Source organism: Frigoribacterium sp. CG_9.8 (assembly GCF_015751965.1).
Classification (GTDB): Bacteria; Actinomycetota; Actinomycetes; order Actinomycetales; family Microbacteriaceae; genus Lacisediminihabitans.
Genome location: NZ_JADOVH010000008.1, coordinates 43,494 through 67,380 on the forward strand (window position 1 = coordinate 43,494; position 23,887 = coordinate 67,380).

The 23,887-nt window shown below is 63.7% G+C and carries 21 protein-coding genes; 7 read left to right on the top strand and 14 right to left on the bottom strand.

Going from position 1 to position 23,887, the window contains the following annotated elements:
* Positions 1-280: 280 nt before the first annotated feature.
* On the bottom strand, positions 281-994 hold the full coding sequence (locus IWX88_RS13455; protein ID WP_196831108.1) for a MazG family protein: 714 nt from the start codon (positions 992-994) through the stop codon (positions 281-283).
* Between the two features lie 54 nt (positions 995-1,048).
* On the opposite strand from IWX88_RS13455, the gene IWX88_RS14345 reads away from it, so the two are divergent.
* Genes IWX88_RS14345 through IWX88_RS13470 form a run of 3 tightly spaced genes read left to right on the top strand, consistent with a single transcriptional unit; the run spans position 1,049 to position 3,906 of the window.
* Positions 1,049-1,819 carry a CPBP family intramembrane glutamic endopeptidase gene (locus tag IWX88_RS14345; protein WP_196831110.1) on the top strand — a complete coding sequence of 257 codons (771 nt, stop codon included), beginning with the start codon at positions 1,049-1,051 and terminating at the stop codon, positions 1,817-1,819.
* A gap of 45 nt (positions 1,820-1,864) precedes the next feature.
* Positions 1,865-2,833, top strand: coding sequence for an ABC transporter ATP-binding protein (locus IWX88_RS13465; protein ID WP_370568373.1), 969 nt, complete (start codon positions 1,865-1,867; stop codon positions 2,831-2,833).
* A complete protein-coding gene (locus IWX88_RS13470; RefSeq protein WP_196831112.1) occupies positions 2,830-3,906 on the top strand; it encodes an ABC transporter permease in 1,077 nt (358 codons plus the stop codon). Before IWX88_RS13465 ends, IWX88_RS13470 begins: the two co-directional genes overlap by 4 nt.
* Positions 3,907-3,919: 13 nt before the next feature.
* On the opposite strand, the gene IWX88_RS13475 is transcribed toward IWX88_RS13470, so the two are convergent.
* From IWX88_RS13475 to IWX88_RS13485, 3 genes are all read right to left on the bottom strand, one after another.
* Positions 3,920-5,383 (bottom strand): MFS transporter, encoded by a 1,464-nt coding sequence (locus IWX88_RS13475; protein ID WP_196831147.1) that lies wholly within the window; start codon positions 5,381-5,383, stop codon positions 3,920-3,922.
* A 168-nt stretch (positions 5,384-5,551) separates the two neighbouring features.
* Positions 5,552-7,117, bottom strand: coding sequence for an HNH endonuclease signature motif containing protein (locus tag IWX88_RS13480; RefSeq protein WP_196831114.1), 1,566 nt, complete (start codon positions 7,115-7,117; stop codon positions 5,552-5,554).
* Between the two features lie 551 nt (positions 7,118-7,668).
* Positions 7,669-7,848 (bottom strand): hypothetical protein, encoded by a 180-nt coding sequence (locus IWX88_RS13485; protein ID WP_196831116.1) that lies wholly within the window; start codon positions 7,846-7,848, stop codon positions 7,669-7,671.
* 226 nt (positions 7,849-8,074) lie between these two features.
* Between IWX88_RS13485 and IWX88_RS13490 the strand changes: the two genes are divergently transcribed.
* Together IWX88_RS13490 and IWX88_RS13495 are read left to right on the top strand one after the other, a co-directional pair.
* The gene (locus IWX88_RS13490) at positions 8,075-10,177 is read left to right on the top strand and encodes a UvrD-helicase domain-containing protein (protein WP_196831118.1); all 2,103 of its coding nucleotides are present in this window, start codon (positions 8,075-8,077) and stop codon (positions 10,175-10,177) included.
* 68 nt (positions 10,178-10,245) lie between these two features.
* Positions 10,246-11,136: a YDG/SRA domain-containing protein gene (locus tag IWX88_RS13495; protein ID WP_196831121.1), complete on the top strand. Its 891-nt coding sequence runs from the start codon at positions 10,246-10,248 to the stop codon at positions 11,134-11,136.
* A gap of 327 nt (positions 11,137-11,463) precedes the next feature.
* Here the strand turns inward: IWX88_RS13495 and IWX88_RS13500 are convergent, their stop codons facing one another.
* The 9 genes from IWX88_RS13500 to IWX88_RS13540 form a co-directional block, all read right to left on the bottom strand.
* The gene (locus IWX88_RS13500; RefSeq protein ID WP_196831123.1) at positions 11,464-11,829 is read right to left on the bottom strand and encodes a PIN domain-containing protein; all 366 of its coding nucleotides are present in this window, start codon (positions 11,827-11,829) and stop codon (positions 11,464-11,466) included.
* Positions 11,826-12,071: an AbrB/MazE/SpoVT family DNA-binding domain-containing protein gene (locus IWX88_RS13505; protein ID WP_196831124.1), complete on the bottom strand. Its 246-nt coding sequence runs from the start codon at positions 12,069-12,071 to the stop codon at positions 11,826-11,828. Before IWX88_RS13505 ends, IWX88_RS13500 begins: the two co-directional genes overlap by 4 nt.
* A 36-nt stretch (positions 12,072-12,107) precedes the next feature.
* Entirely contained in the window at positions 12,108-13,235 is a 1,128-nt protein-coding gene (locus tag IWX88_RS13510; protein WP_196831125.1) for a DUF4192 domain-containing protein, read from the bottom strand.
* A 99-nt stretch (positions 13,236-13,334) separates the two neighbouring features.
* Entirely contained in the window at positions 13,335-13,610 is a 276-nt protein-coding gene (locus IWX88_RS13515; RefSeq protein WP_305038638.1) for a type II toxin-antitoxin system PemK/MazF family toxin, read from the bottom strand.
* A 23-nt stretch (positions 13,611-13,633) separates the two neighbouring features.
* Complete coding sequence (locus IWX88_RS13520; RefSeq protein WP_196831127.1) at positions 13,634-13,867, bottom strand: hypothetical protein; 234 nt, start codon at positions 13,865-13,867, stop codon at positions 13,634-13,636.
* 240 nt (positions 13,868-14,107) lie between these two features.
* Positions 14,108-17,758, bottom strand: a complete 3,651-nt coding sequence (gene mfd / locus IWX88_RS13525) for a transcription-repair coupling factor (protein WP_196831128.1) — start codon at positions 17,756-17,758, stop codon at positions 14,108-14,110.
* A 493-nt stretch (positions 17,759-18,251) separates the two neighbouring features.
* The gene (pth, locus tag IWX88_RS13530; RefSeq protein ID WP_196831129.1) at positions 18,252-18,839 is read right to left on the bottom strand and encodes an aminoacyl-tRNA hydrolase; all 588 of its coding nucleotides are present in this window, start codon (positions 18,837-18,839) and stop codon (positions 18,252-18,254) included.
* A gap of 38 nt (positions 18,840-18,877) precedes the next feature.
* On the bottom strand, positions 18,878-19,528 hold the full coding sequence (locus IWX88_RS13535) for a 50S ribosomal protein L25/general stress protein Ctc (protein ID WP_196831130.1): 651 nt from the start codon (positions 19,526-19,528) through the stop codon (positions 18,878-18,880).
* A gap of 289 nt (positions 19,529-19,817) precedes the next feature.
* Complete coding sequence (locus IWX88_RS13540; RefSeq protein ID WP_196831131.1) at positions 19,818-20,318, bottom strand: gluconokinase; 501 nt, start codon at positions 20,316-20,318, stop codon at positions 19,818-19,820.
* Positions 20,319-20,402: 84 nt separating this feature from the next.
* Here IWX88_RS13540 and gndA point away from each other — a divergent pair, with 84 nt between their 5' ends.
* Complete coding sequence (gndA, locus tag IWX88_RS13545; RefSeq protein WP_196831133.1) at positions 20,403-21,851, top strand: NADP-dependent phosphogluconate dehydrogenase; 1,449 nt, start codon at positions 20,403-20,405, stop codon at positions 21,849-21,851.
* 189 nt (positions 21,852-22,040) lie between these two features.
* On the opposite strand, the gene IWX88_RS13550 is transcribed toward gndA, so the two are convergent.
* Positions 22,041-23,141, bottom strand: a complete 1,101-nt coding sequence (locus IWX88_RS13550) for an alpha/beta hydrolase fold domain-containing protein (RefSeq protein ID WP_196831135.1) — start codon at positions 23,139-23,141, stop codon at positions 22,041-22,043.
* A gap of 285 nt (positions 23,142-23,426) precedes the next feature.
* Here IWX88_RS13550 and IWX88_RS13555 point away from each other — a divergent pair, with 285 nt between their 5' ends.
* Entirely contained in the window at positions 23,427-23,798 is a 372-nt protein-coding gene (locus tag IWX88_RS13555) for a hypothetical protein (RefSeq protein WP_196831137.1), read from the top strand.
* Positions 23,799-23,887: the final 89 nt, after the last annotated feature.

The window sequence follows — 23,887 nt, forward strand, 5'->3', positions numbered from 1 at the left end:
TTCCCAGACACAATGTGGCCAGACAACTTATGCACACAACGTGCTTGAACACAACAACGTGCATGAACACAACACAACACATCGCGCATCAACTGCCTGGCTTCACCGGCAAGCGCGATACCCACATACAGGGTCGTCGGATCGGGTAATTCGGCGATCTGTGCCCGAAGCGGCTTTTTGCTGTGTAATTTCCAGTGAAACCCGCCGGTTCGGGCTGCGGTGCCCCTCTCATTCGGGTTGAGGGGGGCACCACCCACTATCCGGTGTTCGCCCTACCGCACTAGCGGTGCTCTGCTTCTGCCTCGCGGATCTCGCGCTGAAGCTCCCGCAACGAGCTCCGTAGCGCGCGCTCAGCATCCATTCCCCCGGCCTTCGCCGAAGACACGATGCCCAGCAACATGGCACCGAGCTGCTCCTCATCCTGCAAATGCACTGCGAGCAGCGCTGGCACCGAGCCCGCGGCATGCGCCCCGACCAGCCCGGCCCTGAGCGCGCGCCCGAGGAGCTTATCGGCGAGCGCGAGGGAGGGCATACCCTGTGGAATGCCGTCGAGCACACTCGTGCGGTGGGGCTTCTCCTCGGCCTTTCGCACCTCCCACAGTGCCACGACCGCGTCCGAAGTGTCGGCAGTCGCATCCCCGAAAACATGGGGATGCCGCCCAATCATCTTCGCTGTCATGTGCGAGGCGACATCCTCAATGGTGAATTGGCCGGCCTCTGCCGCGAGATCGGAGTGGAAAATCACCTGGTAGAGCACATCACCGAGCTCTTCGATGAGATCGGTGCGCCGCGTCGGTGAATCCGAGTCACCCTCGATGGCGTCCACGAGTTCGTAGGTCTCCTCGATGAGGTACTGCACGAGCGACTCATGGGTCTGCTCGCGATCCCACGCGCATCCGCCCGGTGCCCTCAGGCGAGCGAGCACCGCGATCAGTTCGTCGAGCTTCGGGTGTGTTGGGCTGCTGGGTGTTGGGCTGCTGTGCGGTTCGCTCATGCCTCAATCCTGCCGCGCGCAGCTTCCCCCGGGTGCGCGGGGCCAGAATGGGGTGTGCTCTCCCCCGATGTGCCGACCACCCGGGTGCTGCTGCTGGTGGTGCTCACCGGGCTGGTCGCGCTCCTGGTGTACCGCGCCGTGCAGAAGGATCGCAACGAATTCCAGCGCTTCAAACGGTTCGAACGCACCCGTAACCGGCAGCGGATGATGCGCAAATGGTTGCTCGAATCCTTCGCCATGTTCGGTGGTGCGGCGGTGGTCATCCTGCTGCTCGCCTCACAGTTCGTGCCGCTGTTTCAGCAGGAGGTCGGCCGCTCGCCGATCGGGGTATGGTGGCGGTCGCTGCTCATCGACACCGGGGGTCTGCTGCCCGGTTTCGCCACCGGAGTTGCTGTCGCCCTCGTCGGCGGCACCATCGTGGCGGTGGCGCTTGCTCGACGATCCGAGTCCGTGCCGATGATCGGCGATATTGGGGCGCTGCTTCCCCGCAACCGGCCGGAGCTTGTGCTCGGAGCGTTGCTTTCGGTCAACGCGGGAGTCGTTGAGGAACTGCTGTTCCGCCTCGCTGTGCCCGCCCTGATCTTTGGTGCGACCGGAAGTGCGACCGGAGCGGTGATCGGCAGTGTGCTCCTGTTCGCGGTGCTGCACTTCTACCAGGGGTGGCCTGGCATGATCGGGGCACTGGTGATCGGTGCACTGCTGATGGTGCTCTACCTCGCCACCGGAAGCATCCTCGTGGTGATCGTGGCTCACGCCCTCATCGACCTTCGATCACTCGTGCTGATTCCGATGCTGGTGTTCGGGGTGCACAGGGTTCGGGTGTGAGCAGCAGTCTTGTGAGCAGCGCCGTCACGCCCCTAAGTTTAAACTGTGAGCGACATTGACACGGACACGGACACGGACACGGACACGGACACTGATGCATCCATCGTCGTCGAGAATGTGGCGCGCGCATTCGGCGAGGTGCAGGCCGTGCGCGATGCCAGTTTTGTTGCCGGGCCCGGCACAGTGACCGCCCTGATCGGACCCAACGGCTCGGGGAAGACCACTCTGCTGCTCATGCTCGCCTCGCTGCTGCGACCTGATGTCGGGCAGATCCGCATCGCTGGATTCGATCCGGTTACCGACACCGCTGCGGTGCGATCCCGACTCGGTTGGATGCCCGACCTGCTCGGATCGTGGAACGCCCTCACCGTGCGCGCCACCCTCGAAACCACCGCTCGCCTGTATCGGATGGATACGGCAAGCGCCGCTGCCCGCGCCACTGAACTGATTTTACTGGTGGGACTCGAGCAACTCGCCGCCCAGCCGACCCGGGTGCTCTCGCGCGGCCAGAAACAGCGGCTCAGTCTCGCTCGGGCGCTCGTGCATGACCCGGCGGTGCTGCTGCTCGACGAGCCGGCGTCGGGGCTGGATCCCCAGGCTCGCGTCGATCTGCGCCAGCTGGTGCGGCGAGTGGCCTCGGAGGGCAAGGCCGTGCTGATCTCCAGCCACGAGCTTGCAGAACTCGATGAGATGGCGGATGGAGCCGTATATCTGCAGGGAGGTGTCACGGCCAGTGTGGAGAGTGTCACGCGCACCAGATCCACGGCGAGACCCTGGCGCATTCGGGCGGTGGATCGTGCCGCGCTCACGTCAGCGCTTCTCGCCGCCGGAGTGGATGCCGGTGCGATCGTCGTCGACCGGGACGAACTGCTTGTACCGCTGCAGGGTGAAGCCGCAGCATCCGCTCTGCTCACGGCGCTCGTTGGTTCGGGTGTGGCGATCAGCACCTTCGCGCCGGCTGTTGGTGAGCTCGAACACACCTACCTCGACCTGAACCGAGGTGGTGGCGAATGAAAGACTTCTTCGCCGGTGTCGGCGTGATCGTGTCGCTCGAACTGCGCCAGCGGGTGCGTGGTCGGGCCTGGTACGTGCTGCTCGGAGTATTCGTTGCGCTCATCGCCATCGTGACGATACTGCTGTCGATCGCGCTCGGGACTAACCAGGCGGAGTCCACCAGCGGTGGGGCAATCTTCTCCACGATCATCTATTTCGTGCTGCTGCTCGGCACGCTGGTGGCACCCGCGCTCGGTGGTAACGCAATCAACGGCGATCGGGATGCCGGCACTCTCGCCACCACCCAGATCACCCTCATCACCACTGGCCAGATCGTGATCGGCAAGTTTCTCGCGGCATGGATCACCGCCTTCGGTTTCCTGGCCGTGTCAGTGCCATTTCTGATCTACGCATCCCTGCTCGGCGGCCTGAGTGGTGGGGCGATCGTGGTGTCGATTCTCGTGCTCGCGGTGGAGCTCGGTGTGGTCTCCGCACTCGGTGTCGGGCTGTCGGGTGTGCTGAATCGTCCGCTGTTCTCGATCGTGGCGACCTATCTCGCAGTTGCCGCGCTCAGTATCGGTACCCTCATCGCGTTCGCGCTCGGCGGGCTGGTGATGCAGTCGGAGCAGACCATCACGACGACAGCTGGTGTTACGTTCGACGAGAACGGGCGAGCCACCAGCTGTGCACCCGGAGACGTCCAGTTCACGAAAGCGCCGCGATTCGACTACTTCTGGGGAGTGCTGGTTACCAACCCCTATGTGCTGCTTGCGGATGCTGTGCCCACCAACTTCGACTCGCGCGGCAACGTGACCGATCTGTTCGGCGGTATCAAGGCTGGCGTCCGTATGGCGCAGATCGCTCCACCGGCCACGGTGACCTATGACGCGTGCGGAGCGGATGCGAACAACGGCAGTGGCAGCGGCAGCGGCACTGCGTACCCCACGGCGCAGGAGCTGATCGCATCGACCGTGCCCGGCTGGGCTGTCGGGTTGCTCATCCAACTGGGTCTCGCGGCGGCGGCTCTCGCCGGAGCGGTAGCACGCACCAGGACCCCGGCTGGTCGGCTCTCGCGGGGTAGTCGCATCGCCTGAGTTGCTGGCTGGCTCAGGTGGCGGCCGGCTGCGGGTCGGCTGTGCCGGCATCCGGAGCCTCTGCCAGCAAGGCGGGCGTCCGCGGCATCGCGAATGCCGCGGCGACAGTTGCGATCGCCGCAATCGCCACGGCGATGAACACCGCACCGGATGCCGCCTCCACAGTCGACGGCACCTTCTCGCTGCCACCGGTCGAGGCGAAAATACTGTTGGCAATCGCCCCGAAGATGGCTACACCGAGTGCACTGCCGATGGATCGCGAGAAGAGATTGGTACCGGTGACGACACCTCGCTCGTTCCACTGCACGCTCGCTTGCGCGGCGATGAGACTCGGGGTCGCGACAAGTCCCATGCCGAGTCCGACGACGAAACAGCTCGTCGCCACGAGCGCGATACTCGGAGACTGGCTGGTGAGGGCGAGCACGAGGGTGCCGGTGACCGCCACGGCCATGCCGATCAGCACCGTGGTTCGAAAGCCGATGCGCAGATAAAGCCGACCCGATAGCGAGGCTGCGATGGGCCATCCGATGGTCAGCGCGGCGAGCGCAAGTCCGGCAACGAGCGGCGGGGCCCCGATCGAACGCTCGAGGTAGGTGGGCACATAGGAGGTGAGCCCGATGAGCACCGCGCCGACCCCCAGCGAGATGAACGCGGTGGTGAGCAGCAGCCGGCGAGAGAAGACCCACAGCGGCAGCACCGGTTCGGCTGCAAACTTTTCGGCGATCACGAATCCGGCGAGCAGAATGCCACCGAGCGCGAAGGCACCGATGCTCTGCGGAGAGTTCCACGCCCAGACCTGGCCGCCCTCGAGCACCGCGAGAATGATCAGGCTGAGGGATGCCGTGAGCAGGGCGGCTCCGAGGTAATCGACCGTGTGCTTTTTACGCTCGACCTTCTCGTGGAATACCCGCACCAACAGCACCAGCGCGAGTATGCAGAGCGGCACGTTCACGAAAAAGATCCAGCGCCAGGACAAAAATTGTGAGAACAGACCGCCGAGGGTCGGTCCGACGACGGAGGACACTGCCCAGACACTCGCGAGGTATCCCTGCGTCTTCGCTCGTTCGGCGACCGTGTAAATGTCTCCCGCGATCGTGATGGCCATGGGCTGCACTGCTCCCGCGCCGAGACCCTGGATGGCCCGGAAAGCGATGAGGGCTGGCATGCTCCACGCGAAACCGCAGAGGATCGATCCGAGCAGGAAAAGACCGACGCCGATGAGGATGATCGGCTTGCGTCCCAGGGTGTCGGAGAGCTTTGCGTATACCGGCACGGAGACTGCCTGGGCGAGCAGGTAGATGGAAAACAGCCACGGGAATGCGGAGAAGCCGCCGATGTCGCCGACGATGGACGGCACCGCCGTTGCGAGGATGGTGGAGTCAATCGCCACGAGCCCGGTCGTCACCATCAGCGCGATGAGGATCGGTCCGCGTTCGGAGCGAAATCCGACGTCGAGGGTGTTCGTCGGGGAGGCCATTGCAGGTGCAAGCGCCACGTGTGCCGCGGCATTCCCGATGACGTGCATTTGGTGGCAGGTTGCAGGGTTGCAGGGTTGCAGGGTTACAGGGTTGCAGGGTTGCTCGGCTGTTCGCACACGCACACGCCACGCACACGCACACGCACACGCACACGCGCACGTGTACGATCAGCGCGACAGGGACCAATCGTTCCCTCGTGCGGGATTCGGCAATCTGGGGTCGGGCAGTTTTCCGCCTCGACGCGGGGTTAGGGTGGCGTCGATGCTGCTCGGTGGCACGAACCATGGCACGTTGTCGATGACCCGAATTCCCCAGCGGTCTCGATGGACCGTGTGATGATGTCGGGAGCACACTGTAATTGCGTTGTCCAGATTCGTGAGCCCGCCCTCGGTCCACCATTCGATATGGTGAGCCTCGGTGTGGGTGGGTGGAGCTTCGCAGCCGGGGAACGCGCATCCGCCGTCCCGCTCGGTGATCGCGAGACGCTGTGCTCGGCTGAATAGACGGCGACGCGTGCCCAGGTCGAGAACTTCGCTGTCGCCTCCGAGTACTTCCGGGATGATTTCGGCATCCGCTGCCATGATTCGCGCAGTACCAGCGGAGATCGGTGTTTCGATGCCGTCGATGTAGGCGGCGCCGAGGCCGGTGATGAGTTGTTCGAGGGACATCCGCACCACGATGCTCGTCGCCCGGACCGGAATTTCGGTGTTGGTGCAGGCGATGCCGTGACGCGCGAGCTGCACGATGCTTTCGGCCGCGATCTGCCCGAGACTGCGAGTATCTTCGAGCACTTCCACGAACGCATCGCGTCCGCAAGCGTCGTTCAGAGCCGCATCGCTCGTTGCCGCGTCGTTCTCTATGCCATCACTTCCTGGACCATCACTGCCTGGACCATCACTGCCTGGACCATCGAACCGCGGACGCCGGATAGTGGCACCGACATACCCGTCGATCACGGCATCCAGATAGGCAGCGGCCACCGGATCCGCATCGAGAACGTATCGCTTCATGCCGTTCGCGCGCACGAATCTGTGGAGTGAGGTCAGCTGCGTGAGGGCCTTTTCGCGAGGTTCGACGCCGTCGACATCGAGCGCGTCACGCCAGCGTGCGGCAAGTTTGCGCACCTGATCCGCCGGGTTTTGCTGAGCAAATTCGACCAGCAGCTTTTCGGCGACCGCAAAGTTCTCTCTCGTCTCCGCGTCGGTGTGCGCCAGATTGTGCGCCAGATTATTCGCCGTATTATTCGCCAGGGCGCCAGCCCGTGAGCCGGCCTCATCCAGCGCCGAGATGATCGCGCTGGCAGAATCCACGGGGATATTCAGATTCTCGAATGCCTCGCGCACTCGCTCATAGGGAGCCGGCAGCTGTTCACCAAGCAGCGTGGTGCGTTCGGTGATTCCGCGGGCGACCCGGCAGATATGAAGAGCTTCGTGAATCGAGATCAGTCCGATTTCGGCGATCGAATCGGCGACATCGCGATCCGCTCGCCGCGCAGCAATGCGTGCACCGATTCCTGCGCTCGCAGTCGCTTCGGTTATCTCGAGCGAGACAGATGCCAGGTGCACCAGCTCCGCATCATTCTGTCGCCGACGTGCGAATGCCTCGGCATAGGATTCGGCGAGCGCCGTGCTTTCTTCGTCACGCTCGAATGCCCCGTTGCGGTTGCAGGCGAAGCCAATTCCGGGGCGACCCCACTCCCCCGAACCCGGCTCCGTTCCGGGGCCATCGGGCACGGGCGCTGACGCTGACGCTGACGCTGACGCTGACGCTGACGCTGGCGCTAAGACGGGTTCCGCGGACGCTGAAGCGGGCGACGCGGCGTACCACGCCGCGGGCTGCTCGAGAAGCGTTGCGGATGGGGGATTCATACTCATTACTATGCCACACAAGTACCGATATTACAAACATAATATGCTTCTGACCAGCACTTTCTGTGGATAAGTGCTCTTACCACGCCCCTGTGGAGGAGAGGATACCGGGACCCGTCGAGAAGGTGGTTGGGATATGACTTTTCTCGTCACGCTGTCACGAGTACGCGGATCTCGACGAGCTGAAGTGGCGACCGGGTGCGTCCCACACCGGCACTACACGACCCCGGGCGCACCACACACCGGCACCACCGCGGGAAGCCGGCAAACGCAGCTACTTCTCGGAAAGCTCGATGCTGGAGCTGACCGTCATGAACAACCCGATCGAGGTCATCGACGAGCCGGTGATCCTCCGCGAACTGACCACCGCCTGAACTAGAATCACCGACCCGCACGGTGTTGAGAAACTCCACTACTCAGCAGGACGCGACCTGACCGAATCTGCTGAGCACGGACTCAAGCGTCATCCGCACCACAGTCGTGGTTACGCGGGTTGGAATCTTCGGGTTCGTACAGTCGCTGCCGTGCGGGGCGAGCTCGAAGATTGCCTTGGCCCCGAGCTGGGCGATAGCGTGCTGGTCCGGGAATTCAAGCATCTTTCCGCACCGCATTTTTCAGCGTCGCACCTTTCGCACCGCACCTTTCGCACCGCTCGGATCAGCGCCTTACAAGCGGCGCAACCTAATAAACGGACCGCCGCATCATGGGATCGTCGCAGACGTCACCACCCCCGAACGGGCGATAGACCAGTTTCTGTTATTCCGCGAGGATAGGTCGAAGAATGAGCCAGCGGGCATCAGCCGGGCCATCACGTTCAGGGGAATGACGATGTCTGCAGGTCACTCGGCGTCCGGCGAGGCCGCCCGATATTTGGCCGAAGCGGAAGCTGCCGAATACGCGTCCATGAAGGCGCGCCAGATGTACCGGAACTACTCGGCAGGGGCTGCCGGAGAACGCTCACTTGCCGGCCTGATGGAGCCTCTCCTCGAGCAGGATTACCACGTCCTTGCCGACCGCGCGTGGCCGGGGTCGCGCACGGCAAATGTCGACTTCATCGTGGTCGGGCCGTCTGGCGTCTTCCTCATCGACGCCAAAGCGTGGACACAGGTGAGCATTCACAACGGTCGCGTGTTCCAGGGACAGGATGATGTCGCCGAGAGATTCGAAAACTTCGGGTCGCTGCGCGAGATCACCGAGAGCACCCTTGCCGACGTGGGCATCGCACCCGGTGAGATCAGGGTGGCGGCGATCTTTATGGGCAATGGAGGCGTCAGGAGCGAAGGCGTGCAGACACAACGGCTGCGGGGTGAGGCATCCGGTGTCGACCTCGTGAGTGAGGATCTGGCCATCCGCTATCTGCTCGATCGCGGAACGCGACTTCGACCCGTGCAGATTCATGCCGCTCGTGCCGCGCTTGAGGTGCTTTTTCCGCCGATTGTCGCTCGCGCCCATGCGGTCGAGCTGACACTGGTCGAGCCGGTTATCGAAACGAGCTACGACGATGCGCTGATCACACTCCAAGAGATCGAAGATGCTCTGCTCTGTAGCATCATGGTGAAGCCGATCGAAGAATGGATGGCTTTTCTCCACCCCGATCAGGCTCGACTCGCCCGCCGATCGTTCAACGGCCCATCCCGCATTCGTGGTGCTGCTGGCACGGGCAAGACCGTTGTCGGGCTGCATCGTGCCGCATACATCGCCCGCACGAGGCCGGGTACCGTGCTCGTCACTACGTTCGTGCGCACGCTCCCGGCGGTGCTGTCGTCATTGATGCAGCGGATGGCTCCTGAAGTGGTTGATCGGATCGAATTCTGCGGCATCCATGCGTTTGCACTCAACCTTCTGCGCGAGCGCGGAGTCGGCACCCATCTTGATTCCGCCAAAGCAAGCCTCGCTTTCGATTGCGCCTGGCGCACCGCCGGGCTGAACACCGAGCTCGCGCGCATTGACAGTGATCAGAACTATTGGCGCGACGAGATCCTCAGCGTGATCAAGGGACGCGGCCTCACGAAGTTCGAACACTATGCCGCCCTCTCCCGGATCGGCCGGAAGCGCGGGCTGAACGGCGCCCAGCGGTATGCGGTCTGGCAACTGCACGGCGCGTACCATTTCGCGCTACGCGAGGCGCAGGTTCACGACTTCGCCGACATCATCCTGCTCGCCGAGCAGTCGTTGAAGAAGACACCGCTCGAGGGATACAGTGCGGTTGTCGTGGATGAAGCTCAGGATCTTTCCTGCGCAATGATCCGCATGCTGCACAGCATCGCTGGCGACCGACCCGACGGTCTCAACCTCATCGGCGACGGCCAACAGACGATCTACCCTGGCGGTTACACGCTCGCGGAGGCGAACATCTCGATCGCCGGCCGAGGCGTGATCATGACCAAGAACTACCGAAACACGATCGAGATCGCGGACCTCGCCCTGTCCCGGGTCGCCGGTGACGAGTTCGTCGATATCGAGGGCGCGCCCTCCACTGCGGATGTCACCTCCGAGGTGGTGCGGCACGGCGCGCGACCGGAGGTGACGCGCTTCACCTCGCGTGCTGGTCATGACCGTTCGCTGATCGAACATGAGCGGAGCCTCCTTCGCGCCGGAGTGCACCTGGGGGACATCGGAATCCTCACCCCCACCAAATCCGCCGCCGGCGATGTCAGCAAGGCGCTTGCTGCGGCCGGCCTCAAGTCGATCGAGCTGCTCGCCTACGACGGCACGCCGGTTGAGGCGATCAAGGTGGGCACGATCAAGCGCGCAAAAGGCCATGAGTTCAAGCAGGTGCTGGTGGTGCGCACTCCCCCGCGGCTGTTCGAGCCGGCGCCGGTCTCCGAGGACTCAACCGAGACGGAGCGGCGCGAGCTCGATCGGCGAGAGTTGTACGTGGCGATGACCCGGGCGCGGGATGGGTTGTGGGTGGGGGTTGCTTAGTGCGTCCATCGGGCTCGCCCGATCATGAATATCGAAGTTTCCCTTACATTGAGCGAAGGAGGGGTTTCATGTCAAGGTTTTTTGGTACGCCGGATACCGTGCGAGTGGGACAGCCGTTCATCGACCGCAGGGAGCTTCATGAGCTTCACGTCCATCGCCCGCTTCAAGCGGGGATTTCTGGCACGAGAGCTGAAGGTGCTGATTCAATTGTTGTGTCGGGAGGATACGTCGATGACGAGGATCACGGTGACTGGATCATCTATACCGGCCACGGTGGAAACGATTCGAACACCAGGCGCCAGATTGACCATCAATCCATCGATGCTCCTGGGAACGCGGGGCTGATAACCAGCCGCGCGGAAGGCCTACCCGTTCGCGTGATCCGCGGCCGACACTCGGGCTCGCCGTATGCGCCCCTCAGCGGCTATGTGTACGCCGGGCTATTCGAGGTCACCGATTATTGGATCCGTAGAGGGCGTGATGGATTCGACATTGTCAGATTCAAGTTAGATCGATTACCCGAGCAAGCTCCATTAGTGACCCGTGAAGCCCCCGATCCAGACCCGGCCTATGCGACCACGACGGTTTCACGGCGCATTCGCGACACCGCACTTTCGCGGGAGATCAAGAAGATCTACGAACACCACTGCCAAATTTGCGATGAGGTGATCCCTGGCGCTGACGGCCGCGCCTACTCAGAAGGTGCCCATGTAAAGCCCCTGGGGAGGCCCCATATCGGGAAGGACTCTCTCGACAACCTCCTCTGTCTATGCCCTAATCACCACACGGAACTTGACCTCGGCGGAATGGTTATATTGGATAATTTCTCAGTCGCCCGCACCTTGGATCTGAAACCGTTCGCAGAAGTCGCCTTCAAGCGGCATCATCGCCTGGACCTGGAGAACGCCCGATATCAGCGCAGGTTTTGGACCCGGGAGGCTTCTGCCGCATCGCCTTAGCTTCTGCAACAAGTCCACCTGAGCGGTGTTGCCAGCCAAGATGAACCTGCCCACGAATTGAGGACCCTGACAAGCCCTCGAAGAAAAGCTCGTAAAGCCGACCTCGAATTCGGTATCTCAACACTGCCGACATTTAACTTCGCCTAAGCCGCACGAACACACGACATTCGCATCGAGAAAGACAGGAAGCGGACTTGTGCGATTTCGCAGCGAAAAGACGCAGAATGCGCTCGGATCGCCAGACCGGGGTTGGCCGTCCCGGCGGTCCGGCGCCTCGTGATTTCGCGGACAATCTGGGACCGCGTTCGTAGGGTGACGGATGGTAAATCAGCGAATCATCCGCACGTTGGGGAGATCGCGCCAGGCGGCATCCGCGGTCACAGCGGTTGCCGCGAGGCGATCCGTCAGGGCCTGACACAGTCGATCTGCGAGTGACAGTCTGGAACCGATAGCCCAGAGGCGCGCAGCGTCCTCAGCATCCGCCTCAGTGACCGGCTCCACCGAAAGTTCGTAACTCAGGAGCAATGCCCGGGAAATTGCCCAGTCCGCACCTGCTCCGCGCACCTTCTGCGCCACTTCGGACCAGTTGGCCGCACTGCACACACCCCCGTCGAGCAGATGATCTCGCACCACACCGCTGCCCGATTCACGGCGGAGATAGGCGAGGAGTGCGGAGGAGTCGAAGACGTTCACGCGCGGTCGTCGAGTGTTGCGGATGCGCGCCGTTCCTCGAGCAGCTGGGCCACGAGATTCACACCGGCAAGCTGCTGCTCCACAATCAATTCCAGCTCCTCACGAGACGTCACGACAACACCGGCTGCGGTCTCTATTGCGACAAGGGTGGTGCCCTCCGGCCAACCGCGATGCTGCCGAAGTCGGCTGGGAAGCACCACTCTTCCCCGATCTCCCACAGTGAAGGTGTGTGTACCACTCATGAGAGCACGGTACCACTATGGGAACGATCGACGCGATCACAGAAGCGCAGAAGGCCCCTCGAAAGCCCACTCCGGCAGGATGCCAGTGCCCGTCATCGATCGGAGCAGCTGTGCCATCGAGTAGCCGGGCGCAATGGCAAGCGCCTCTTCGAGATGCAGCCCGGCCTGGGATCCGTGACCGAGCGCCCAGTTGAGCCAGGCGAGCATGCAGAGCAGCGGTGGCCGCCTCACATCCTCCGCCCGCGACGTGAGCTCGAGCAGTAGCGCGATGCCACCCTCGATCCTGTGCGGATCGGGACGCGGGCCGATGCCCATCATCAGGTCTCCGAGGTCGGCGAGGTCTTCGAGGTCGGCGTCAGCACACCCGTCGAGTCGGTCACGTTCCCACAGCCGGTCACCGACCTCGATACCGAACGACCACTGCAGCATGATCAGATCGCGAATGGGTGGCCCCTGCAGCACGAAGGCCAGGAGAGCACCGTTTACCTCGAGCTCGGCAGCATCCCAGGCCAGCGCACGCTCCGCGAAGTGGGGAAGGTCTTCCACGGCGTCGAACACGCTCGGCGGCATGGGTCCGTCACCACGCACGATGCTCGCCCTGACTTTGTCGTAGGCCTCGAGCCTCTTGGCCAGGCGCGATCGCTGTGATTTTTCGGCGCGCGGAACGCGATCGATCATCGACGCCTGGGGAGGAAACATTCCGCGCTGGCTATCGATCGTCCGAGCGACTGTCGACTCGCCGATCCAGGCGAGTGGATGACCGCCCGCCGGAACATCGGGATCAAAATAGGAAGCCCAGCCATCCGCAGCCTGGCAGATCGACTCACGCAACTCGAAGCCCGAAAGAGTCAGACGACGCCCAATCAGCTCGGCAAAAGCCGCCTGCGGAACCGCGTTGCTGATGCCGAACTCATCGTCGGTGTAGACGATCACCACCGCGGCATCCACCTCTGGAAGTTTGCAGAACATGCCGACGATGGTGGTCACCACGCGTTTGTGGACGACCGGATCATCGCATGGGGGGAGGTCGAATCGCATTGCACCGCAGGTGCGTTTGCCGCGAAAGGCGACGAGCACGACACCGTTTCGGGGCAGGAAGCCCACCATCGGCGGCGCCATCGCAAGAAGGTCTGCGGGACCGTTTGCCTTGAGGATCACTGTCATGCCGCAAGTGTGGCCGGGTGTCGATGGACCCCTGCGGGAGATCAGTCGATCTGTGGACAAGTCGCCAGCGCGATGAGTTGTGGTTGGGGAGAGGTAGGGCTATTCGAGGTCGAAGGCCGCGTTGAGCGCCTCCGTGAGTGCGTGCTCCTGCGAGGGAAGCAGAAATCCAATCTGTTCGCCAAGGTCCGTCACAAGAATCGTCGTGACGTTGTCACAGGAGATCACCGAATCATGGTTGAGACCATTCGCTCGTCCGACGGGGACCTCAACCGTTAATCCGCGCCGGGACGTCGTGATGGTGGCGACTGTGACACGCGACAGGTAGGGACGTACCGTCTCGCGGGTGAGGACCACCACCGGGCGAAGTTTGTTCATCGAGGCAAGATGGATGGGGCGCATTAATCGATGTCCTGGGGAATCTGGGCCGAGAAACGTGCCAGGGAGTTCAGATCATCATCCGGCCCAAGCCGCTTCAGGATCTCGACGTCTCGCAGCGCTCCGAGCCGCCGCTTCTCGCGTTTCAGCGCACGGGTGACTATGGCTGCCCGGCTCACTTCCTCGCCGCTCGCAACCAAGTCGTCCAAAAAGTCCACCAGGTCGTCAGGTAATCGGACTGCGATTTGCTTTGTCATCCCATAATGGGACCGAATTGGGATCGTCGTGTCAGTGCGGGTACAGCCGGTGAAAGGCATCCGGTGTCTGCTCCTCGAAAGAGAATACGGCGAGCCTGGGACATCATCTCGGACACGATGAGCCACTCGATCTCGTCTGCCATCGGCGGGGACGTGAGGGTCTCGATACGCGCGGCAGAGCGCGCTACTCGACCAGCGGGAAAGCGGGCGGCGAGGTCTCGATACGCGCGGCAGACCGCGCTACTCGACCAGCGGGACGGCGATCTTCAGCTCGGCACCGAAGATGGCGACGAGCAGCTGGCCGGTCCACTCGATGAGGTCGGCATCCGCGAGCGGAATGCCCTGGTGCACCGGGAGGGGGATCGACACCGAGTGCGTCTGGGGAAAGTACCGGGCACCGGGGAACATCCGCTGCAGCCGGATCTGGATCGAGTCGAGCAGCTCCATCGACGCGACACGGAGGTTACCGCCCGCGGTGACGACCTCCGAGAGGCCGGCCTTCTGCGCCATCCGTCGCAGCCTCGAGACCGCGATGAGGTTCAGCACCTGCACGGGCGGCTCGCCGTAGCGGTCGGTGAGCTCTTCGAGCACCCGATCGATCGAGTCGGGGGCTGCCGTCGGAGAGGCCGCCGTCGACAGCTTCTGGTAGGCCTCAAGACGCAGTCGCTCGCTCTCCACGTATTCCTCGGGGATGTGAGCATCCACCGGAAGTTCGAGACGCAGCTCGGTCTGGCCCTCGGCGACATCCCCTCGGAAAGTCGCAACTGCCTCGCCGATCATGCGCAGGTAGAGGTCGAATCCGACACCGGCGATGTGCCCCGACTGCTCACCACCGAGCAGGTTGCCCGCGCCGCGAATCTCGAGATCCTTGAGCGCCACCTGCATACCGGCACCGAGCTCGTTGTTGGCGGCGATCGTGGCGAGCCGATCATGGGCCACCTCGCCAAGCGGCTTGTCACCGTCGTAGAGGAAATAGGCGTAGGCACGCTCGCGCCCACGCCCGACGCGACCGCGCAACTGGTGCAGCTGGCTGAGTCCGTATTTGTCAGCCCGGTCGATGATCAGGGTGTTCGCATTGGCGATATCGAGCCCGGTCTCGATGATGGTCGTCGAGACGAGCACGTCGAATTTGCGCTCCCAGAAGTCGACCATCACCTGCTCGAGCACATGCTCGGGCAACTGTCCGTGAGCCACAGCGATGCGCGCCTCGGGAACGAGCTCGGCGAGCTGGGAGGCAACCCGGCTGATCGACGAGACCCGGTTGTGCACGAAGAAGATCTGGCCCTCGCGCAGCAGTTCACGGCGAATGGCGGCGCTCACCTGCTTGTCGTGATACGGACCGACGAAGGTGAGGATCGGATGGCGGTCCTCTGGAGGAGTCGCAAGCGTCGACATCTCGCGGATGCCGGTGACCGCCATCTCCAGTGTGCGCGGGATGGGGGTCGCGCTCATCGCCAGGATGTCGACGTTGGTCTTCAACTTCTTCAGCGCGTCCTTGTGCTCGACCCCGAAGCGCTGCTCCTCGTCGATGATCACGAGTCCGAGATCCTTGAGCACGATGTTCGGGCTGAGGAGCCGGTGGGTGCCGATGACGACATCCACCGTGCCATCCGCCATTCCCTTGATCGTCTCCTTCGTCTCCTTGTCGGTCTGGAACCGGCTGAGTGCACGCAGATGCACGGGGAAGCCGGCGAAACGCTCGGCGAAGGTCTCCATGTGCTGCTTCACGAGCAGGGTGGTCGGCACCAGCATGATCACTTGCTTGCCGTCTTGCACAGCCTTGAAGGCGGCGCGGATGGCGACCTCGGTCTTGCCGTAGCCCACATCACCGGAGATCAGACGATCCATCGGGATCGGCCGCTCCATATCGGCCTTGACCTCGTCGATGGTGGTGAGTTGGTCGGGAGTCTCCGCAAACGGGAAGGCCTCCTCGAGCTCCCGCTGCCACGGCGTGTCGGGTGGGAAGGCGTGGCCGCGGCTTGCCATGCGTGCCGAGTAGAGCTTGACGAGCTCGACGGCGATGTCTCGCACCGCCTTACGTGCGCGCCCTTTTTGGGCCGCCCATTCGGATCCGCCCATCTTGCTCAGCGTTGGCGCCTCTCCCCCGACATAGCGAGTGAGCAGGTCGAGCTGATCGGTGGGAACGTAGAGCTTATCGTTGGGGTAGCCGCGCTTCGACGGCGCATATTCGACCAGCAGATACTCGCGGTTGTTCTTGACGGCGTTGCGTCCACCGGTCGAGACGGTGCGCTGCACGAGCTCGGCGAAACGCCCGATTCCGTGGGTCTCGTGCACCACGAAATCGCCGGCCTTGAGCTGCAACGGGTCGACCACATTCTTGCGACGACTGGCGAGCTTCTTCACCTGGCGGGCGTCGTAGCCGGCCGCCCGGCCGTAAAACTCGCTCTCGCTGAGCAGTGCGAACTTGATCTCCGGCAGCTCGAATCCGTGCTCGACGGATGCGCAGAGCAGGTAGGCGACGCCGGTCTCGGCGTCCGCCGGGAATGTCTCGACGATGCGGGCGGCGAAGCCGTGCTCGCCGAGTGCTTCCGCGGCGCGCTCGACCAGGCCGTGGCCAGCGGCGACGACCGCAACGGTCCAGCCCTCCTTCAACAGGTCGCCGACGTAATCGATCGCCCCGTCGGCCTTGCCCTGAAAAGTGGGTACGGTCGTCGCGCCGATGCGGATGTAGTGGTCGCCGTCGCGGAGCTCCGAGGTCTCGGAAGTCTCGGTGGTCTCGGGCGCTGCGGCACCCGAGTCGAATCCGCCTCCGCTATCGAAACTGCTCCCGCTGTCGAAACTGCTCAGCGTCCACCAGTTGCGTGAGCCCGCGGCATCCCGAAGCGCGTTGATGCTGAGGAAGTCGCCCGAATCGAGGTCGATCGGGGATTCGGCCCCGGCAGTGGCGGCATTCCAGGCGGCACTGAGGAACTCGCGATTTGTCTCGACGAGGCTCACAGCGCGGCTGGCGACCCGCTCGGGCGCGAGGACCGCGATCGCGGCATCCGTCGGCAGGTAATGGGTGAGCGGCACGAGCCGGTCGACGAGCGCGGGTGCGAGCGATTCCATGCCATCGACCGGAATGCCCTCGCTGATCTTGGCGAGCATCTGGCTGAGGCTCGGAAACTCGTGCTGCATCTCGCGGGCGCGCTGCCTCACGGCGCCGCTCAGCAGCAGCTCGCGACTCGGCGGCAGCTCCACCAGGGGGATCGGCTCATCCATCGAGCGCTGGTCGGCGACCGAGAACTGGCGGATCTGCTCGACCTCGTCGCCGAAGAATTCCACGCGCCACGGATGCTCTGCCACTGGCGCAAACACGTCGAGGATGCCGCCGCGCACTGCGAATTCGCCACGCCGGGTGACCATGTCGACACGGGAATATGCCAGGTCAACCAGCTGACGGCTGATGCCCGGTAGATCGTAACCGCGGCCGCCAGCGGTGAGGGCGAGCGGCTCGATGCTCGTGAGATTATCGGCCAGGGGTTGAAGGGCTGCCCGCACGCTCGCGACGATCACGAGGTCGTGCTGCGGGGCATCCGTCCAGCGCTGCATGATGCGAAGGGCATGGATGCGCTTGCCGACGGTCTCGGCGCTCGGGCTGAGGCGCTCATGCGGGAGAGTCTCCCAGGCGGGGAACTCCACGACCTGCGCCTCTGGCATCACGCTGGCGAGAGCAGAACGCAGGGATTCGGAATCGCGACCGGTCGCCACGATCGCGAGGAGTGCCTGCGGGGCGCTGGACTTGGCGCTTCGCGCGGCGAGGAGAGAGGCGAGAAGCGGCGCGCGAAGGCCGTCGACGAGCGAGAAATCCGCGCTGCGGGATGCCCAGGAGACAGCGTTTTCGAACGTGTGGGCGCGCAAAAGCGCAGGGTTCAAGCCCGAAAGTATCACGGCATATAGTCTACGCGCGGGCAGTGACAGGCGGCTGAGCGGGGGCTGCGGAGGTGTACTGACGTGCTGGCACGGTGCGGTGGAAGCAGGGTGCGGTGGAAGCAGGGTTCGTATTCGTGCGGGTGCGGGTATGGTGCGGGCGCCTGGCGGGTGCGGCCCGAGTGCGGGCGCCTGGCGGGTGCGGGGATCGATGCTGGCGGTGAACTCCTGAATCGACTTGGTAGAAGTTGCGACTTTTTCTGCCTGTGAAGTCACGACTTCTACCATGTCGATTGAGAAAGCCGGGTGCGTCTGCGGCGTTAGTGAGGATGCCAGCTCGGTGACCTGATCTGGGAATGCTGTGGCACAACTCCTGCAGAACTGGTGGGCAACAGGGGGTGCTCGGGGCGAGTCACCCGCGGCAGGTCACTCCGGGCACGGATCACCCGAGCAGGTCACTCCGGGCACGGATCACCCGAGCAGGTCACTCCGGGCACGGATCGCCCGCGGCGAGTCACTCGGCGATGGTGTGGAATCGCAACTGGGCCGCGATGAGGCCGTCGCGAGCGATCGACTCGACGGCATCCGCGGCATCCGTCAGCAGGTTGGGAAGCACCGCGCGCTCGGTGGAGCCGAAGTCACGCAGCACGAAATCGGCCGCCGACTGCCGACCTGGCGGACGGCCGATGCCCACCCGCACCCGGGCAAAATCGCCGGTACCGATGGCTGAGATTATGTCCCGAATACCGTTGTGGCCGCCATGGCCGCCGCCGAATTTGATCTTCAGCTTGTCAAACGGAATATCGAGCTCGTCATGCACGACAATCAGCTGGGCCGGCTCGATTCGGTAGAAATTGAGAAGCGACACGACCGGCCCGCCAGAGAGATTCATGAAGCTATTGGGCTTGGCGAAAACAAGCCGCGGGCCCTCAAGTCCCGTGCGCCCCTCCGCCACCGTCGAGTTGGTTTTATGCGAACGGAAGGATGCCGAGGCCCGGTCCGCGAGTTCGGCCAAGACCATCTGACCGACATTGTGTCGATTACTGGCGTAGTCGGGCCCGGGGTTGCCGAGCCCGACTACGAGCCACTGCGTGGCATCCATTGACTGCCTTTGCAGGGTGTTGGTGGTGGTGGTGGTGGTTACTCGGCGACGACTTCCTCGGCGACGACTTCCTCGGCGACGACTTCCTCAGAGGCCTCGACCTCGGGGGTCTCACCCAGGTCTTGCTCCCCCGGGATACTGATGGCGACGACCAGTACGTCGGGATCGGTCACGAGCACCGAACCCTCGGGCAGCGTGACATCCTTCGCGAAGATCTGGCTGCCGGCCTCAAGCCCCTCGACGTCAACGACGACATTCTGGGGGATGTTGGTGGCCAAGGCCTCGATCGTGATCGACTTGGCATCGAGGTCGATCGAGGTGCCGGCGACCGGCTCACCCGTCACGTGAACCGCAACGTCGACCTCGACGCGCTCGCCCTTGCGCACCACAATGAGGTCGATGTGCTCGATGATCTGGCGGAGCGGGTTCTTCTGTACGTCCTTGACGAGGGCGAGCTGGTTGGCTCCGCCGCCGAGCTGGAGGTCCAGGATCGCGTTCGCCTTGCGCAGCAGCAGTGCGATCTCGTGGGCCGGGAGGCTCACGTGCAGCGGCTCAGTGCCGTGACCGTACACAACCGCGGGTACCTTGCCGGCAGCGCGAAGCTTGCGGGCAACACCCTTGCCGAAGGTGGTGCGCGACTCGGCCGCGATTTTATTGGTGAGCTCCTTGTGAGCTTTCTTCTCAGACATGCTTCTCCTTCGCGGACGTTCTGTGTTTCAGCACAGTCTGTGTTCCAGCACAGTGCCCGCGTCTATTGATTTCCACTCGAACGCATCAGCGTGAGGAAAGACTTGGGGCTGACAGCAGCCACGTGCCCGATCCACCGCGTCGATAACGGATGCACAGCATCCCTCGCCGAAGTACAGTGGCCGAGTTTACACGGGTCCTGACCTCGTAACACCGCACTCCACCGACACGGCCTCTCGATGCTGCCGAATCGATCGGAACCGGCGGCGTGGGCCCAGTTCGCGAATCAACCTACTCGACCGGCGGCGGCGCCAGCAGCGCGACGATAGACGTCACCGTGGGGTGCTCATCGAGCACGATGCGCGTGCCGGGCTCGTCCGCGCCGAGGGGCTCGAGCGTTGCGAGCTGCGAATCGAGAAGCGACGCCGGCATGAAATGACCCTGGCGATGCTGCATCCGCGATTCGAGCAGTTCACGCGAACCGTCGAGGAACACGAACCGAGCGGAGGGTGCCGCCGCGAGGATCGTCTCGCGATAGACCCGTGTCAGCGCCGAACATGCGATGACGAGACCCTCGGATGCCGCGGCCAGCTCAGCACCGACGAGCGCGAGCCAGGGCATCCGGTCGTCATAGGTGAGCGCGATTCCTGCGGCCATCTTCGCGACATTCGCCGCCGGATGCAGGTCATCGGCGTCGCAAAACGGCACAGCACACGCTTCAGCAAGCGCGATCCCCACCGTCGTCTTGCCGGAGCCGGAGACTCCCATAACTACGAGGAGTGGCTGTGACATGCGCCATAGAATAGCTCCCCAGCCACACGCACTACCCTGAGAAGGGTAATTTTTCGGCACCGGAAAAGGTAACAGGGAGCAATCGTGGCTGACGCACAGGCAAACATCGGAGTGGTCGGACTCGCGGTAATGGGGAGCAACCTCGCCCGCAACCTCGCGAGCCGTGAGGGAAATACCGTCGCCGTCTTCAATCGCAGCCACGAGAAGACCGACACTCTGCTTTCTGAACACCCGGAGGCGAACTTCGTCGGCACCACCAGCTATGCCGAATTCGCCGCTTCCCTGACGAAGCCGCGTGCCGCCCTGATCATGGTGCAGGCCGGCCGGGGAACGGATGCCGTGATCGACGAACTCGTGAAGGTGTTCGAACCCGGCGACATCATCGTCGATGGCGGCAATGCGCTCTTCACCGACACCATCCGACGTGAGAAAGCGGTGCGCCAGACCGGAATCAACTTCGTCGGCGCCGGCATCTCCGGTGGCGAAGAGGGAGCGCTCAAGGGCCCGTCGATCATGCCCGGCGGGTCGGATGAGGCGTGGAAGACCCTCGGTCCGATCCTCGAGTCGATCGCCGCGGTCGTCGACGGTGAACCCTGCGTGACGCACGTCGGCCACGACGGTGCCGGACACTTCGTCAAGATGATCCACAACGGCATCGAGTACGCCGACATGCAGCTCATCGGTGAGGCCTACGACCTGGTCCGTCGCGGCACAGGCAAAACCCCGGCCGAGATCGCCGACATCTTCACCGAGTGGAACACCGGCGAGCTCGAGAGCTACCTGATCGAGATCACCGCCGAGGTGCTGCGCCAGGTGGACGCGTCTACCGGTGCGCCCCTTGTCGATGTGATTCTCGACCAGGCCGGATCAAAGGGCACCGGAGTCTGGACCGTTCAGACCTCGCTCGACCTCGGGATCCCGGTGTCGGGCATTGCAGAGGCGGTGTTTGCGCGTTCCGTCTCGTCGAAGCCGGCGCAGCGTGCCGCAGCCGCCGCTCTTCCCGGACCAACAGCATCCCCGGTGGACAACGTCGACGGCTTCATCGAGGGTGTTCGCCAGGCGCTCTATGCCTCGAAGGTGATCGCCTACAGCCAGGGCTTCGACGCCATTGTCGCCGGTGCCGAGCAGTATGACTGGGACATCAAGAAGGGGGAGATCGCCAAGATCTGGCGCGGCGGATGCATCATCCGAGCCCGCTTCCTCAACCGCATCACCGAGGCCTACGCCGAGAACCCCGAACTGGTGTCGCTCGTGACCGCGCCGTTCTTCACCGATGTCGTCGCCAAGGCTCAGGACTCCTGGCGCAATGTGGTTGCGGATGCCGCGCACGCGGGCATCCCCGCGCCGGTCTTCGCCTCATCCCTCGCCTATTACGACAGCTTGCGCGCCGACCGGCTTCCCGCGGCGCTCACCCAGGGACAGCGCGACTTCTTTGGGGCACACACCTACAAGCGCATTGACAAGGAGGGCACCTTCCACACGCTGTGGAGCGGTGACCGCACCGAGATCGAGACCGAGGGCAGCTCGCACTAGGGCAGCTCAGCGCACGCCTGTGCTTCGATGCGAGGGCAAGCGTGCGGCCGAGGGCGGATGCCGCCTCCAACGCGCCGAACGGTGGAAGCAACACCCCGCCGGGTCATCCAAATGTCCGCTCTCAGCACTGGCACTGGCACTAGCACTGGCACTGGCACTGGAACTGGAACGGGACAGGGACGGGAGCGACTACAGACTGGCAGCGAAGTCGTGCACGTGAGCTACGGAGGCGGCGTAGACATCCGGAAGCGCCGCCCGAAAAAGCTCATCACCGAAGTGGCACACTCCCTGAACCGTGCGCTCCAGAACAGGCACCCCGGCGTCACGGAGGGTTTGCGCGTAGGCGAGCCCCTCATCGCGGCAGGGATCGAGCTCGTTGACCGAGATGGCATGGGGCGGAAGGCCGCGCAGGTCGTCCACGCCGGCGAAGTACGGCCACGCCAGCGGATTGGTGCGATTGGCGCGACCCTCGTCGTAAAGGTCTCGCAGGATGCTGTTGAGCGCATTGCTCATAAAGTAGCCATCATTCTCGGTGAGTGAGGGCAACTCGGGCGGATTGTGCTCCGGCAGCCACTCGTAGAGTCCCGAGATGAACGGCACTGAGGCGTAAACACCGTCGATTCCCGCTGCGGCTGCGGCTACCGGATCGGCGCGCCCCTCACGTCCGGCACGGATCGTGGCGGCCAGCGCCAGATTCGCACCACCAGAATCGCCCTGGAGCACCAGTGCGGAGATTCCGAGCTCGGCCCGATTTGCCGACACCCACTTCGTTGCGGCGGTAACGTCGTCGAGCCCCTGCGGAAAGGGATGATGCCCGGTCTCATCGACAGCGTTCTGAAACTCGACGCCCACCACAACAAGGCCAGCAGCCGCGAGCTCATCCCGCCAACGGGTGTAAACGGCATTGCCACCGCGAAGCATCACCATGCCACCGCCGTGAATATGCAGGATGCCCGGCAGCGGCTCCGAGACATCCGCCGGGCGATGAATGGAGAGCAGCAGGTCGCGGCCGCCTGGCCCTCGGATGGTGCGGGTCGATCGCACAATGCCATCGACCGGTGGCAGGCCGACAAGCAACGCGTCGAAGAGTGCCTCGAGCCGGGTCTCGGACCGTCGGCTGAACCTGAGTCGGTCATCGAGGGGATCCTGCGGGGAGACACGGGGTGGGGAAGTGCGGTCGCCGAGTCGGAACGGCTCCATCGCGGCAAGCATCCGCGGATCGGAACGGGAGTCAGTGGCAAGAGTGCTGTCGGGGTTGCCGAGCCGTCCGGGCAGTAGCGCGGCTGGCACGGGTGGCTCAGGTGGCAGGGATGGCTCAGGTGGCAGGGATGGCTCAGATGGCAAGGATGGGACGGGCTCGGGCACGGACGGCGGTGTCGACATAGACGACCTCCAATTTCGAGACTGGGGATAATTCACGATACCGCGTTGACACGGCGACCTACCGACGACAGGACACGCGCGCGACGGCGCCACTGCGCTAACAGCACCGTAGAACCCAGAGCAGGTAAGACCGACAGCGCAGGCAAGACGATCAGCATGACCAGACCAACAGCGTGGCAAGATTATTCGGACATGACTTACGACGATGAGCCCGAGCTGGCCGGCTACGTGCCGACCGAAGGTGCACCGCGCCTGCGGCGGATGCGGTTCGTGCTGCGCATCGTGGTCGTGGTCGGCATCGCCTGCCTCGTGCTGCCCGGCGTACTGACAACGGCATCTGTTGCGGCCACCACCGCGCGCGAAGCCTGCACCGCCTGGGTGGCCTACGCGGTTCCGGAGGCTCGCGGGGTAGCCGCACGCTTCGAACTGCTCGGCGCTGGCGGGCCGGGCTGGCAGTGCTACGCGGTCGGTGTGTTCGGCGGCGATCGGAACGTCGCATCCCTCGGACTTATCCCGGTGTCGCCCCGGCTCTCCCCCGTGCCGAAACCCGCACGCAACGCCTAGGTGTTCTTCCCACGGAGGTTGTGTGCGTGGCGTGAGTTGAAAAGGTGAGGACCTCCGGTATCGATATGGGTTACGACACTCATTCGATC

What these genes read in the sequence shown, in the direction of transcription:
- IWX88_RS13455 (WP_196831108.1), bottom strand. Translation starts at nt 994, where the DNA reads ATGAGCGAACCGCACAGCAGCCCAACACCCAGCAGCCCAACACACCCG.
- IWX88_RS13470 (WP_196831112.1), top strand. Translation starts at nt 2,830, where the DNA reads ATGAAAGACTTCTTCGCCGGTGTCGGCGTGATCGTGTCGCTCGAACTG.
- IWX88_RS13475 (WP_196831147.1), bottom strand. Translation starts at nt 5,383, where the DNA reads ATGGCCTCCCCGACGAACACCCTCGACGTCGGATTTCGCTCCGAACGC.
- IWX88_RS13485 (WP_196831116.1), bottom strand. Translation starts at nt 7,848, where the DNA reads ATGCTTGAATTCCCGGACCAGCACGCTATCGCCCAGCTCGGGGCCAAG.
- IWX88_RS13490 (WP_196831118.1), top strand. Translation starts at nt 8,075, where the DNA reads ATGACGATGTCTGCAGGTCACTCGGCGTCCGGCGAGGCCGCCCGATAT.
- IWX88_RS13495 (WP_196831121.1), top strand. Translation starts at nt 10,246, where the DNA reads ATGTCAAGGTTTTTTGGTACGCCGGATACCGTGCGAGTGGGACAGCCG.
- IWX88_RS13505 (WP_196831124.1), bottom strand. Translation starts at nt 12,071, where the DNA reads ATGAGTGGTACACACACCTTCACTGTGGGAGATCGGGGAAGAGTGGTG.
- IWX88_RS13510 (WP_196831125.1), bottom strand. Translation starts at nt 13,235, where the DNA reads ATGACAGTGATCCTCAAGGCAAACGGTCCCGCAGACCTTCTTGCGATG.
- IWX88_RS13515 (WP_305038638.1), bottom strand. Translation starts at nt 13,610, where the DNA reads ATGAACAAACTTCGCCCGGTGGTGGTCCTCACCCGCGAGACGGTACGT.
- IWX88_RS13520 (WP_196831127.1), bottom strand. Translation starts at nt 13,867, where the DNA reads ATGACAAAGCAAATCGCAGTCCGATTACCTGACGACCTGGTGGACTTT.
- pth (WP_196831129.1), bottom strand. Translation starts at nt 18,839, where the DNA reads ATGGATGCCACGCAGTGGCTCGTAGTCGGGCTCGGCAACCCCGGGCCC.
- IWX88_RS13535 (WP_196831130.1), bottom strand. Translation starts at nt 19,528, where the DNA reads ATGTCTGAGAAGAAAGCTCACAAGGAGCTCACCAATAAAATCGCGGCC.
- IWX88_RS13540 (WP_196831131.1), bottom strand. Translation starts at nt 20,318, where the DNA reads ATGTCACAGCCACTCCTCGTAGTTATGGGAGTCTCCGGCTCCGGCAAG.
- IWX88_RS13555 (WP_196831137.1), top strand. Translation starts at nt 23,427, where the DNA reads ATGACTTACGACGATGAGCCCGAGCTGGCCGGCTACGTGCCGACCGAA.